Raw genomic sequence first — 13433 nt, 5'->3', positions numbered from 1 at the left:
AGGTTTACAGTGGACTTTGATAACAAATTATTATAATTTTCAATCGTAATTTTTTGCTTTTTGGTGCAATCATGGTATGTTATTGTCATGAGATGGTTGAATTTTGACCTTCCATTATACATTACCCGTCATCATTACATCTTAATATGTACAACTTGCTAACTTTTAACGGCCTAAATTATGAATCAGGTTAGCTATGGAGGTTTCATCTTATGATTAAAGAATATCTGCATATCAACAAAATACTCGACCTTAATAAATGGAAGCGTCTACAAGATTCTCTCGCAACAGTAACCAAACTGGCGATCCTTACCGTGGATTATAAAGGCATTCCCGTAACCAGTCACAGCAGCTGTCAGGCCTTCTGCCAGAACGTACGCAAAGATCCCGAGCTGCTCCCCTACTGCCAAAAATGTGATTCGCGCGGCGGTCTGGAAGCCGTTCGGTTGAATGAGCCTTATGTGTATTTGTGCCATTTCAATATCATTGATATCGCAATTCCGATCACGATCGATGGCAAATATATCGGCGCCGTCATGGCAGGACAAGTGAAACTTGCCGACCCGGAAAAAGGCCGCGACCTGGAGCAGATTGTCACGTCCAAAAACGTTCCCATGCATGCGGCCAAGCTGGAGGAATTAAAAGACGATTACGCCCAGCTGCCTGTGATGACCTATGAAGAGATTGTGAAAATCTCCAACATGTTATCCCTGCTCTGCAACTACATTGTGGAAGAAGCACTCAACAAAAATCTATTAGTTGAAATGTTCGAGAAAGCTTCAGGCAATCAGGAGTCGTTAAACCTCTCCACCATTCTGCCTGGGTACTCCATTCGTAATATCGAGTCGATCAAAAAAGAGATGACCAATGCGATTGCAGATGCCTATCTTAAGAACAGCCCAAGTGATGCGGAAAGCTCCAGTCCGGTGCTTCAACCTGCTTTTGAATACATTCATAGTCACAAAAGCGAACAAGTTTCGCTCAAACAAATGGCTGATCTATGCCACCTGAGTCCGAGTTATTTCAGCAGGCTGTTTGCCAAGGAAACCGGCGAGAACTTCACAACCTACCTGGCAAAACTCAAAATTAAGTGGGCCAAGCAATTGCTGGAGGTCACCGACATGCCTGTCTCACAGATCAGTGATGAGCTGGGATTTAATGAATCGGGATATTTTATTAAAATATTCAAAAAGTTTGAGGAAATCACGCCTGCCCTCTATCGTAAATACATCCAGGAGAACATGTAGATTCACTGATATCTTTTTCATATCAAAGATGGGGTTAAAAGATATTTCACCTATTAATCTGCCATTGCTACAATGGAGTCCAGATCACATAGGGAGGCGGCATTGAAATGGAGTATCGCAAGTTAGGAAACAGTGGATTAACCGTCAGTGAGATTTCACTAGGCAACTGGATTACGCACGGAGCGCAAGTGCATGATGGAGTAGCAGAAGCTTGTGTACGCGCCGCTTTGGATGCAGGCATTACCACATTTGATACGGCAGACGTGTACTCGAATACGAAGGCAGAAACCGTCTTGGGACAGGCTCTTAAGGATATACGAAGAGAAAGTATTGAACTATGCACCAAAGTCTGTCACCCAACCGGCACAGGTCATAATGACCGCGGACTTTCACGTAAACACATCATGGAAGCCTGCAATGGTTCATTACGGCGGCTACAGACGGATTATATCGATGTCTATTACGCTCACCGTTATGATTACAACACTCCGCTGGAAGAGACGTTTCTGGCATTCTCCGATCTGGTGCGTCAGGGCAAGGTTCACTACATCGGGGTGAGTGAATGGAACGCGGATCAGATTGCAAGAGGAGCCGCTTGGGCGCGGGAACTTCATGTACCCTTCATTGCAAGTCAGCCCCAATATTCAATGTTATGGCGTGTGATTGAGCAGGAAGTGGTACCTGCAAGCGACCAAGCAGGACTTGGACAGATTACATGGTCTCCTCTGGCTCAGGGTATACTATCAGGCAAATATGCGCCTAACGCAGCGTTGCCCACCGGATCACGTGCAGCAGCTGAGGCAGGAGCGCCCTTTTTCAATAAACTTGCTGGTCAGTGGTTACGTGAAAATGTTCTTACCGCTGTGCAACAGCTTGTTCCACTCGCTAGAAAGACTGGTCTAACTCTTCCTCAACTCTCTGTGGCGTGGGTTCTACAACATTCGTATGTCAGTTCCGTCATTATCGGTGCATCCCGGCCCGAGCAGGTATTGGAAAATGTAAAAGCTTCTGGTGTGAAATTGGACTCTGTCATCATGACTCGTATTGACGAAATATTGAATCCATTGATTGAGCGTGATCCAGCCAAGACGGGATAGTTTCTTTTTTACTACTCACAACATTCTAAGTTGAACTAATCATTTACACGATAACGGAGAGGACAGAAAAAACCTGAAAAAGCGGAGCGTTCGCCTTTATCACCAGATTTTCCCCTTAAGAAAAGGGATCGAAAAAATCTGGGGGTAACAGCGATTGGAAGGTTGTTCTGTCATCGAAGTGTAAGTGTAAATAACCTTTAGTGCAACTCATATTCCCTATCAACAATGCTCATAAAGCGGGATATCACTTCCTGATTCATATCCGTCCGCCATGCCGTGTACAACGGTACGGAGGGCGGATTTTCTTGTAAAGGAAGAAAGACTACACCCTTTCGCTGGAACACATCCACCGAGGAGGGAACAATGGAAATACCCATGCCCGCTGCAACGAGATTTACAATCGTATACATCTGGATCGCTTCCTGTGTAATTCTAGGATCTACGCCATGCTCCCTGCAATAATCCAGAACGAGACGATGGAACGGAGAACCCAGATGCCTTGGGAATAAAATAAAATCTTCATCCGCCAGTTCTCGAATTGAAACTTGAGTCTGAGAAGCCATCGGGTGATGATCTGGCAAAACGGCAATCAACGTTTCCATCTGACAGGGACGGAAAGAGACATGAAGAGTGTCTTCCTGATATCGCAAAAATCCAATATGGATCTGTCCGTCCTCCAGTGCCTGCAATTGTTGGGACGAAGTCATCTCACGCAGCGTCAATTCAATCTGAGGATACGCAGCGCGAAATTTCCTAAGGACATCCACCATGATCCCGCCCGAAGCGGAATCCACGAAGGCTACGGATATATGCCCAATAATCCCTTGATCTGCCTTTTGTGTAAGCTGAATGGATCGTTCGAGTTGGGCCATGATGAGTCTAGCCTGTTCCAGAAAGATGGCACCTGCTGGCGTCAAACGAACCATTTTTCTCGTGCGCTCCAATAATTTTACGCCTAGCTCTTCCTCCAGATTTTGAATCTGCTGGCTCAGGGGTGGCTGTGTCATGTTTAATTTCTCCGCTGCACGGTGAAAATGAAGCTCCTCCGCCACGGTGATAAAATATCTTAACTTACGAATATCCATAGGTCTGTTGCGCTTCCTTCCGTCTCCCTGTTAATTCATCTGTTCCTGTACCCAGATCGCGGACTCCGTCAACTGCGTCATTAAATCATTAAAGTCTACTGCAATCTCTCGAATTGGCGTATCTCCTGCATCATGGATCAACATTAGGATCTTGCCCGAAGTCTGATCCAATATAGCCATACTGCCTTCGCCAAATCCACCAATCGGGAACGGATTGAGGTCATCCGACAGCTGGTACTCTTTCTTAACTTCACGGTAGACTTCCAGAAACTCGGGATATGCCCAATCCAGTTCTTTTGCTGAATACAAGGCAGGATCGCCGAAATTACATGCCCCGAATTCAAGCAAAAGTGCACGGTACGCTACGGGCAATTGCACGTTATACTTTTGCTCAAAATTCTCAATGCTCTGTTGCGGTTCGGGCGTGCACCCTTCTCCCATAGTCGTATTGTAAGCTTTCACCAAAAGATCACGAATCGGTTCTAATTCCATCGACTTCACTTGAACTCCCCCTTTACATTAGAATCCGCTTGTTATCTCACCTGTGTACGCAACTCTTGATCCAGCCATTCCAGTGCTGCACGCAGCTTATCCTGGGGAATATTCTCATAACGATCACCCGTGGACAATTCAAAGGCACAGCTGTTCCCACTCGTTTTGTTCAGATATGAAGTCATTCCTATGCCAAACCGCTGAGCCATTTGCACAAGGATTGGTTCAACTTCGGCAGCACCAAGCGCAAAATGTACATGGAACATATTGGATACCGGGACTTCGGGCAATGTATGTATCCCGTGACACGCATTCAATAGAGATGCCAGTTCTTTAGCCTGCTCATAATAAAGCTCCATTTTGCCAATCCGTTCATTGAAATAATACTGGGAACTCAGAATATACGGATACAGGCCGATCAGATCACCGCCGTGCCGCCGTTTCCATACTTTCGACTCTTGCATTACATCCGTGTCTCCTGCCAATATGGCCCCCGCAATGCCCCCGATCCCTTTGTAAAAAGACACATACACCGTATCAAACAGACTGCAAATCTCCGCAGGCGTTTTCTCGTAATAGGGAGTAATCTCAAACAGACGTGCTCCGTCCAAGTGCAGCTTAATCCCGCGTTCACGGCAATAGGCCGAGATTGCTTCCAGTTCTTCATACGCTGGCAATTGCCCGCCAATCTCGCGTTGTGGCAGTTCCAACAGCAGGCAGGCAATATCCTGATCAAGCGCTTGTACATCTTGCAAACGAATCAACCGATCCTTGTCCGCCAGTAAAATCGATTCAATCTGATGTAACTCTTTCAATCCATCTTCCTCATGGATTTCCAGATGGCATAGAGGGTGATAGGCTACTCGTTTTATCCCTTTGCGATCACACCAGATCCGTAATGCAATCTGCTGCGCCATCGTTCCACTTGGGAAAAACACTGCCGATTCCTTGCCGAGAACGTCCGCCATCTGTTGCTGAAATTCTTCGATGATGGGGCCGTTGCCGTAGTGGTCACTGAAGGTCTCCCCATCGATCTGCTCCAGTACGTTCTGAAGCACCTTCACTTGGCGACTGCCATGACCGCCCACAATAAAATCTACCTGATTAAATGCATCCGCCAATGTTAACGTAGTATCCTCCAACGCCATTCACTCCTTTAATAATGCTTGTTCAAAAGCTTACTTTTTCAACAACCTCTATAGTTCGGGTTCTGTAATGATCTGTACCAGAGCGCTTAGCGCACTTGATATATGTTCACCACGGGAATACACAAATCCTACTTCCAACCGGGAATAGGGATCTGGCAAAGACATCACCGTGATCTCGCCCCTTAATTCTGCTTTGGTAACTGAAGACCGCGGCAACAATGATACACCGAGCCCAGCAGATACCCCATTCAGAATCGTGTCCAGTGTTCCATATTCCATAATGCTCAGTGAGTGGATACCCTGATCTTTCAAAAAGGATTCCGCCTGAGTGCGATGTGTGCATCCGATCTCAAAAAACAACATCGGCCTGGACAATAACTCGTGTATCTCATGCACTCCAGGTTCGGCGATCAACACCATTTCCTCGTCATACATCTTCATATAGTTCAGATCAGGATGATCGATTGGGCCATATATTAACGCCCCATGCAATTCATGTTGGATTACCTTCTGATTCAGTTCATGGGTCCCACCCGTGACAAGCGAGTGTTGTACCTCCGGGTAACATGAACTGTATTCAGCCAGGAGCGGCGTGAGGAAAGTGGAAGCTGCTGTCTCAATGGCACCCAGACGAAGCATGCCGGAAGGCGGATTCCCCACTTGTGTGGCCTGCTCTGCTTCATATAATAATTGCAAAATTCGATCCGCATACACAAGTAGATTCTCTCCCGCTGGTGTAAGAGACATCCCCCGATTGGAACGATGAAACAGCGGTACTTGTAGCTGTGTCTCCAACTGTTTGATTCGTGTGGTCACATTAGATTGTACATAATTGAGTGCGAGTGCAGCTTTACTGATACTACCTTCGCGGGCAACCGCCTGAAATATTTTCAAATCACCTGCATCCATACCCTGATCACCTGCTCGTCGTTATATCAGAATTCTTCATCATCTAATTCATGCAAAGTGCTTATCTATTATTTTCAATGATACTGACAATCATTTTTGTTCATTTTACGTGAATCTGCCCTATCTGTACAATGAGGCTCAGTAGTGAAATCTGGCTAAATAGACAGGAGGAATATTAAATATGAAAGCTATGATCCATTCGGGCCAGAGCGGCCTTGCTGGTCTTCAATATACAGAGTCAATCTCTCGGGCACCAGAAGCCGGGGAAGTGCAGATTCAATTAAAATCCGCTGGTATCAACCATCGGGATCTATTTATCATGGCAGGACGCGGAACCCAGGACACCCCGCTCATTCCTGGTTCCGATGGGGCAGGTATTATCGTAGAGATTGGCGAAGGTGTAAGTGGACTCGAGATAGGGGATGAAGTCATTATCCATCCTACGCTCGGTTGGGAAGTTGCGAATAACGTACCGATCGTGCCCGATATTGTTGGTGGTCCTACGGATGGAACGCTGGCTCAATATATTACGTTGCCTGCTGAAAATGCCCTGCCTAAGCCAGCCCACCTATCCTGGGAGGAAGCAGGTGTGCTTCCCCTTTCAGCGCTGACGGCCTATCGCGCCTTGTTTACTCGCGGCGTATTAAAGCAAGGTGAACATGTCCTCATTCCCGGTATTGGCGGTGGTGTAGCGACTTATGCCCTGCTCATGGCAGTAGCGGCTGGTGCTAAGGTGACTGTCACCTCCAGAAGTGAAGCCAAAAGAAATGAGGCACTGCGCTTGGGTGCTACCCATGCACTGGATAGTCATGCCGATTGGAATTTGCAGAACGATCTGGAACCTGTGGACATCATCTTGGATAGCATCGGACAAGCCATGTTCCCGAAATATTTTGATATAATCAGACCAGGTGCACGTATCGTGATGTATGGTGCAAGCTCGGGGGATGATGTGACCCTACCAATTCGCTCTATCTTCTTCCCGCAGATCAGTCTAATCGGCACCTCTATGGGCAGCCGTGAGGAGTTTATCCAGATGCTGCGATGGGTGGAGCAGCATGATATACATCCTGTAATCGATAGCGTATATCCGTTGCAGGATGTAGCGAAGGCATTCGAACGCATGGAAAAAGGCGCGCAGTTTGGTAATCTGGCTATACGTATGGAGTGATGCTAGATAAATTGAACTAGAAAATAGTTACACTGCACACTCTGATGACAGAACAACCTTCCGATCGCTGTTATCCCCAGATTTATTTGATTCCTTTTATAATGGGGAAATTCGGGGATAGCGTATGCTTCTGATGTAGCTTTCTTGCAGAAAGCTTGCAGGCGAACGCTCCGCTTCTTCTGGTCCCTTCTGTCCTCTCTTATTAGAACGAATTGAACTGAATTGAATTGGATTGGATTGGATTTGATTGGATCGAATTGAATTGGAGCAAAGCCCAATACAAGACTAGGGTGTGTCTTCAAACTCAGGAAAGCTATACGATGATGGGCTTCAGCATCTAAAACGTCTTGAAGTCCAAGCTGATTACTCCTGTCGAATGGGTCCGTTGATTTTCTAAAGAACTCAGGACGTCTTATTCAGCCTTTAAGTCCGCTTTCTAAATTGTAAGAAACTTCAGACACGTTATTTCCCAAAAATCACAGGCTATAACGCTGCAAACGGCTGTTTATTCGAATATAGTGTGTCTCAGGTTCCTTAGATTTCCGCGGGCGCTCCCCAGCCTTGAATAAGACGTCTCAGATTCGTTAGCGCTCGTTAGCCTCTTCAACACTCTCTAACGCTTTTTTATCGTTCTCTCTTTAACGCTTGCTCTGGTTGGTTCATGCTATAAATCATTCAGGAGGTATCGATATGGACAATCGATTACATTTGGTAGAATTGGTTCGCAAACTGATGGACTCTGAAGGAACGGAAGCCGAGTTGGATGACATGTTGACGGAGCTACAGCAGCAGGTGCCTCACGCAGAGATCAGTAACCTGATTTACTGGGATGATCGAGACCTGACGCCTGAACAGATTGTAGAGGAAGCGTTGGCAGCTCGTCCGATCATTCTTCCGCCCCCATCTTAATATTCTTCAGGAGGTGAATGATACAAATGACTGATATGAATCATAACAACAATGAATACCCTGATTTTAACGAAATCAGTGGTGAAGAGAAACTCCAGGCACTTCGTGATCTGATCGAACTAACCGATAACCAATTTACACATCAAGTTCTATCTATCGGTATGGATACACATGAAGAAGATCTCATCCGCATCGAAGCATGGCGTGCTTTGGGCATGGCCGGGTCTTCCTCACTATTGGATGAAATTCGTCATGCTGCCGCACAACTTGTTCGAGACTCAGAAGAAGATGAGGATGTACAGAATTATGCTTTACAGACTCTCGCCTTGTTACCTGCTACCGAAGCTGAGATTACGTTGGCTCAGGACGTGCTGGAGGGGAATGCCTACATTTTACTTCAAGGTGCAGCTTTTGCTATTCTGACTGCTCACAAACATATCCCAAGGGCTATCCTTGCGTTGGAATCGCTCCAATCTCATCCGCATTTCGGCACTTTCGCCAAGCGAGAACTGCATTCCATCTCAGGAAGTGATGATCTATGAATCAGGACCATGAACCATTTTTACCAGGGGCATCAGAAGCATCAGGAGAGCACGCTACGAAGGCTGTTTACCTAACTCAAGGTGAGATGCAAGCCATCCAGAAGGCTATTCTGTTGCTCAAGTTTGAATCTGAAGAGACGGCCTCCTTGCTCTATGCGGGCAGTCCGCTACTGAACAGTGTGTTGGAAAAGGTACGGGATGTCAGCTCATTTGGTGAGTACGCCAAAGAACTTCACTCTCGTCCAAACGAACATGCAGAGCAATTTATCCGTGCGAAGCTGGAACGTTCTTATGCAGAAGAATCAGCACTTGTGAACGAACGGTGGCGCAGAAGAACGAAATTCTTAGATCCTGCATGTATCCGTATCCTGTTAAATGAAAAAATCCCCCATACTCTCTTTCAGAGCACGGAGGATTTTTATTTCGTTATTGAGACGTACCATCTGTTAGACTGAACGTCATTGTAGCAAATACAAGTCTACGGTGTATGTTTGTCCACGTACTGTAGAGTTCCTTTAGGAAACTCATTCCATTCACCAGTTAATGAGAACTGTTGTGAACCTGTATATATCCCCCGTTTTCGAATAAACGTCCCGCCAGCAGGCATGAATTGCTCATGTGAAGTTGGATCACCTAGGACATCTACGATTCGTCCATCTTTTCTCAGAACGAACGCAACGACGTTATACTCATACGGATTATACAATTCCAACTCATCATTGTAGTACCAAGCTGGCGTTATATCGAAAAAATCGTAAAAAGTATAATTGATGTTTAAATAAGGTAACCCCGAAGTAACATCTAATATGTTTTTGGTTGTCACTTTCATTGTGGATGTCTTTTTCAACCACTGATGAACTTCCAATTGATACCCGGTTGCTTTATGTGACGGATCACCGTCACCTGTGTAATAAAGTTGAACAACACTGCGGCCATTCCCTGCATCTGCATACTGAGAGAAGAACAACTCTGACGTGCCCTGATTTTTCGAGTTCACCTGAACGACCACGGCCCTACCGTCATTCCCTATGATCCAGAATAATAATGGAGATACACTCAAAGGGATCTGGGGAGAATTAATCGTATCCGGTCCTGTAAACGTTGAATCTGGCGTACCGCTATATACTTTAAAACTCGTCTGCCCAGGGAACCAATTGGACGCTGTAAGAATCAGAGGATCTATGACACCGGACTTCGTGTTGATCTGCATGACCCCACCGTTAACTAGAGAAGCAGTCCGAACGTTGAAGGTGTAATCTACCTGTCCACCTTTTCCATCCTTCGCTGTTATGGTTAAAGGAGCAACTACATTCCCAGTCCCCGGTTTTAGTATGATCTGGTTACCATTAATGCTTGCATTCACCGCTTCATTTGAGCTATTGCTTATCGTGAATTGCAACGCATCTCCATCGGGATCACTGAATAGTTGGCTCAGGTCAAACGTGCGCTCATTCGTTACATTAGGTGTCAAAACTTGTTCGTAAATGCTACTTACTACCTCAGGGGCCAAGTTAGGGCCAGCAGGCTCGCCTTGTATAGTCACGCCAAAGAAAGCTTGTTCGCTACGCCCTTTCTGGTCATATACCGTTAACGTCACTGTTGTATTTCCTTCAGCAACTGGAGCAACAGCTATCTGTGAACCATTGGCAGAGACTGTCGCAATATTGGTATCTGCTGAGGAAGCATCCACCGTTAACGTGGCTGTATCAAAATTCATCAGGTACGATGTCAGGTCAAGATTCAGAGCAGACCAAGGCCATGTTACCGTTTGATCCGGAATTGAACTGATATTTCCAGATTCAAGAACTTCAATATCAATATAGGCTGTCGCTTCTTTTCCATACATATCTTTTGCTTTGATGTTAGCTTGGAATTTACCAACCTGTCTCGGATGAATAATCAGCTTGTTTTCTTGAATAACCATCTCTGCGATCAGGAGATTGTTGAAATCAAGCGGTGTATGAAACTCTAATGCATCTCCATCGGGATCATTAAAATATTCCGAGAGATTAATGACCGCATCTTCCTTGCCTACAAACAACGTTTGAGCAGGCAGATTCTGAGTAAGCACCGGAGAAGCATTAGGCTTAGGATTAATCCTTATCTGAAATGCGGTTGAAATGGAACCACCTTTTCCATCCTCTACTGAATAATAAATGATGTATTCTCCAAATTCTAGAGCGGTAAAGCTCAGTACACCCGCTTCCTCCTCAACAATTAAATCAGGATTAGAGGAGTATGCACTGAATGTAAGTGGGTCACCATCCGGATCTGTATAATAATCATTTAAGTCCACCGAGGGGATAGGATCTGTCGGGAAACCCAGATATGCTTCAACCCATCCTGGTGAGTTTCCTACCGGATTATGATTTGGCACTAGTAGAATATCGATGTCAAAGAAATCCTCAGTGATTCCTCCGTTACCGTCATTCACTGTGTAAGATATCGTATACGTACCATTTTGAAGTGATGTTAACTTCAGTTCACCCGCATTCTCCTCTACTGTTACCCCGTCTGGATTGGATGAAGTTGCTGTATACGTCAAAGGATCCCCATCTGGATCAGTATATACCTCGTTCAATTTCACTACAGGGATGTCATCTCCCAGGTATACCTCTATTTTCGATGGAGCTTCCCCGACAGGCGCACGATTGAGTGGTGGCAGAACAACAACTTTCATGTCGAGTTCAGTAATTCCCGTACTGCCATCATCTGCAATTTGCCCATCATCCACCTTGATTTTAAGAATAACTTCCCCCGCCTTTTTAGGCGTTAACCTTAATACAGATTCAGCATAGTTCGATTTTACGATTTCTGTGTCCACGATTTCCGGGGCACTGTTCGTTACACTGTATAGCAATTCCGATTCATATTTCTCATCATCCATAACATAGACCATGAGATCCACATCCTTGCTACCTGACTCAGCTATCAATTCCTGATCAGGAATTGGCGATGCAATAGGAGGTCTATTCACGTAGACTTCGAATGTGGATCTCAGCCTTTTACCACGACCATCATTGGAAGTCACCGTTATGGTAGCCGTGCCATCCCCCAAGGGAACAATATCTAATTGCGATCCATTTAGGATAACCTTTGCAACGGCAAGTTTGGATGAACTGACCGTATAAGTGACCAAGTCACCATCCGGATCAGTCACATAGTTGTTTAGGTTTAACGTTGCTCCTTGCCCATTCTGCGTATACTTGCGATTTTCAAATGGTTTCAGTAGTTCAGGAGCACGATTGGCAACAACAGGAGATGTTTCGCCTCCACTCCCCCCACTTGCTCCCCCTGACGAAGGAGATACCGTATTGGAAGATGCCGTTCCTGTATTTCCACTCACAACTGAAGACGAGACTCCGGCAGCCAAGGAAATATCTGAAACTTTCACATTCCCCGCCACATTAATCTGCGTGGAAGGGTTATTCACTTGAAGCTGCTGAATGGTGCCTGCTGCATTAATGTTGACAGCGCCTGTCCCATCCACATTGAGTTGCTGTAAAGTGACGTTACCGTTAAGTTGCAGAGACTTGGATGTATTCACATGAACTGTATCAATGGCTCCTTGTAGCTCCACTTTGCTTGCACCTTCGAGAATATTTAATAACGGGAGATTAGCCGCTTTCTCGATATCGAGCATACTGTCTGATCTAACGTTAACTTCTTGAGTACGGGTATTCCCTGTTAATGCCACATGTACATCGCTTTTATCTACACCCACAATGTTGAGAATGGAATTTTCAAATACAACCGTATTACTATCGCCGCCATAAACGAAGACAGACTGTGCCACATTGATATCTTTGGCAAAAAAATCATGTTTCACCTCGGGGGCAATCGTCAGCTTGCCCTTGACTGTAAGTCCTTCCACTGAAACAAAGTCTGCTTTCGTGGTTAGATCCCCATGAATTACAGCGTCTCCGCCATCCAATAGCAGATTGCCGCTAAATTCAGCTTTTCCTGGGCCCGCCTCTTGACCACCTGTTCTAATTTCCAACCCGTTAATTTCAGTGAGCGTATGATTTGAACTCTTGAACTGTATTCCAGCCTGAGCCAGTACAGCCTTATTACGATTATTCAGAAGGCCTGCCACTTGTTCAGAGATCTGATAGATAACACCGTTGATCTGAATCTGCTTTCCTTCGATTGACTGAATGACAGACAAGCGGGTTTCCGGGAACATGGCCGAGAGCAGCATGCCTATGGCTTCGCCCCGAACAAGCCCTTGTTTAACTTTATTCTCTCCCTGATATTCGCTTAGAAGTTCAGCCTTCTCAGCAGTTCGAATATATGGAGCAGCCCACGTACTCGCTCCTTTCCAATCTGAAGGAAGGGGATCCCCCTGAACTTCTTGTTTAGCCAAAGCCGTGGCTCTTACCAGGACTGTCACCAGTTCCTGTCCAGTGATCTGGGCCTGTGGACGGAAACGCCCTGTTGCATCTCCTTGCAAAATCCCCGCCTTCTTGACCGCCTGAATGGAAGGTGCTGACCAGCTAGTAGATTTCACATCCGTAAAAGATGCTGAGACTGACTTGTCCAGTGTGAGACCCAGAGCTTGAGCAAGAACAGCTGCCAGTTCCTGACGGGTGATTGGATCAGCTGCACGAACGTTTCCATCTGGATCTCCCTTGATGAATCCCATGGATACGGCCCTATTCATAACATCGTTTAACTTATTATTGTTATGATGAGCTGAGGATATGCCAGGCACAGACATAGTCTGCTCCTCTGACTTAACATGTTGTGCAGATACGGGTACAGTGTTGGAAAGAAGCAACGCAATCAAAGCGAGCTGCACAGTCCTTCTTATTTTTGGCATAGAGGTTCTCC

The 13433-nt window shown here is 45.8% G+C and carries 11 protein-coding genes; 6 read left to right on the top strand and 5 right to left on the bottom strand.

Features of this window, described 5'->3' with window-relative positions:
* Positions 1-212: 212 nt before the first annotated feature.
* Positions 213-1247, top strand: a complete 1035-nt coding sequence (locus NKT06_RS04685; RefSeq protein ID WP_253430570.1) for a PocR ligand-binding domain-containing protein — start codon at positions 213-215, stop codon at positions 1245-1247.
* A 107-nt stretch (positions 1248-1354) separates the two neighbouring features.
* Positions 1355-2344 (top strand): aldo/keto reductase family protein, encoded by a 990-nt coding sequence (locus NKT06_RS04680; protein WP_253430566.1) that lies wholly within the window; start codon positions 1355-1357, stop codon positions 2342-2344.
* Positions 2345-2541: 197 nt separating this feature from the next.
* Here the strand turns inward: NKT06_RS04680 and NKT06_RS04675 are convergent, their stop codons facing one another.
* The 4 genes from NKT06_RS04675 to NKT06_RS04660 are packed head-to-tail and all read right to left on the bottom strand — an operon-like array spanning position 2542 to position 5978.
* Positions 2542-3429, bottom strand: coding sequence for a LysR family transcriptional regulator (locus NKT06_RS04675; RefSeq protein WP_253430563.1), 888 nt, complete (start codon positions 3427-3429; stop codon positions 2542-2544).
* 30 nt (positions 3430-3459) lie between these two features.
* Positions 3460-3921 carry an SMI1/KNR4 family protein gene (locus tag NKT06_RS04670; protein ID WP_253442384.1) on the bottom strand — a complete coding sequence of 154 codons (462 nt, stop codon included), beginning with the start codon at positions 3919-3921 and terminating at the stop codon, positions 3460-3462.
* Positions 3922-3962: 41 nt separating this feature from the next.
* Positions 3963-5069, bottom strand: a complete 1107-nt coding sequence (locus tag NKT06_RS04665; RefSeq protein ID WP_253430560.1) for a threonine aldolase family protein — start codon at positions 5067-5069, stop codon at positions 3963-3965.
* A gap of 48 nt (positions 5070-5117) precedes the next feature.
* Positions 5118-5978: a LysR family transcriptional regulator gene (locus NKT06_RS04660; protein WP_253430557.1), complete on the bottom strand. Its 861-nt coding sequence runs from the start codon at positions 5976-5978 to the stop codon at positions 5118-5120.
* 181 nt (positions 5979-6159) lie between these two features.
* Here NKT06_RS04660 and NKT06_RS04655 point away from each other — a divergent pair, with 181 nt between their 5' ends.
* The 4 genes from NKT06_RS04655 (at position 6160) to NKT06_RS04640 (ending at position 9055) form a co-directional block, all read left to right on the top strand.
* Positions 6160-7149 (top strand): quinone oxidoreductase family protein, encoded by a 990-nt coding sequence (locus NKT06_RS04655; RefSeq protein WP_253430554.1) that lies wholly within the window; start codon positions 6160-6162, stop codon positions 7147-7149.
* Between the two features lie 690 nt (positions 7150-7839).
* Positions 7840-8058 (top strand): hypothetical protein, encoded by a 219-nt coding sequence (locus NKT06_RS04650; RefSeq protein WP_253430552.1) that lies wholly within the window; start codon positions 7840-7842, stop codon positions 8056-8058.
* A gap of 26 nt (positions 8059-8084) precedes the next feature.
* Positions 8085-8600: a hypothetical protein gene (locus NKT06_RS04645; protein ID WP_253430549.1), complete on the top strand. Its 516-nt coding sequence runs from the start codon at positions 8085-8087 to the stop codon at positions 8598-8600.
* Positions 8597-9055 carry a hypothetical protein gene (locus NKT06_RS04640; RefSeq protein ID WP_253430547.1) on the top strand — a complete coding sequence of 153 codons (459 nt, stop codon included), beginning with the start codon at positions 8597-8599 and terminating at the stop codon, positions 9053-9055. The genes NKT06_RS04645 and NKT06_RS04640 overlap by 4 nt, the downstream gene beginning before the upstream one ends.
* Before the next feature lie 23 nt (positions 9056-9078).
* Here NKT06_RS04640 and NKT06_RS04635 read toward each other — a convergent pair whose 3' ends face one another.
* Positions 9079-13422, bottom strand: a complete 4344-nt coding sequence (locus tag NKT06_RS04635; RefSeq protein WP_253430543.1) for an Ig-like domain-containing protein — start codon at positions 13420-13422, stop codon at positions 9079-9081.
* Between the last annotated feature and the right edge of the window lie 11 nt (positions 13423-13433).

Source organism: Paenibacillus sp. 1781tsa1 (assembly GCF_024159265.1).
Lineage (GTDB): Bacteria > Bacillota > Bacilli > Paenibacillales > Paenibacillaceae > Paenibacillus.
The sequence above is the reverse complement of the archived record's forward strand: the minus strand, read 5'-3'. Positions and strand labels throughout refer to the sequence as shown.

Excerpts from the sequence above, each read along its gene's own strand:
- NKT06_RS04685 (WP_253430570.1), top strand. The coding sequence starts at position 213 with ATGATTAAAGAATATCTGCATATCAACAAAATACTCGACCTTAATAAA.
- NKT06_RS04680 (WP_253430566.1), top strand. The coding sequence starts at position 1,355 with ATGGAGTATCGCAAGTTAGGAAACAGTGGATTAACCGTCAGTGAGATT.
- NKT06_RS04675 (WP_253430563.1), bottom strand. The coding sequence starts at position 3,429 with ATGGATATTCGTAAGTTAAGATATTTTATCACCGTGGCGGAGGAGCTT.
- NKT06_RS04670 (WP_253442384.1), bottom strand. The coding sequence starts at position 3,921 with ATGGAATTAGAACCGATTCGTGATCTTTTGGTGAAAGCTTACAATACG.
- NKT06_RS04665 (WP_253430560.1), bottom strand. The coding sequence starts at position 5,069 with ATGGCGTTGGAGGATACTACGTTAACATTGGCGGATGCATTTAATCAG.
- NKT06_RS04660 (WP_253430557.1), bottom strand. The coding sequence starts at position 5,978 with ATGGATGCAGGTGATTTGAAAATATTTCAGGCGGTTGCCCGCGAAGGT.
- NKT06_RS04655 (WP_253430554.1), top strand. The coding sequence starts at position 6,160 with ATGAAAGCTATGATCCATTCGGGCCAGAGCGGCCTTGCTGGTCTTCAA.
- NKT06_RS04650 (WP_253430552.1), top strand. The coding sequence starts at position 7,840 with ATGGACAATCGATTACATTTGGTAGAATTGGTTCGCAAACTGATGGAC.
- NKT06_RS04645 (WP_253430549.1), top strand. The coding sequence starts at position 8,085 with ATGACTGATATGAATCATAACAACAATGAATACCCTGATTTTAACGAA.
- NKT06_RS04640 (WP_253430547.1), top strand. The coding sequence starts at position 8,597 with ATGAATCAGGACCATGAACCATTTTTACCAGGGGCATCAGAAGCATCA.
- NKT06_RS04635 (WP_253430543.1), bottom strand. The coding sequence starts at position 13,422 with ATGCCAAAAATAAGAAGGACTGTGCAGCTCGCTTTGATTGCGTTGCTT.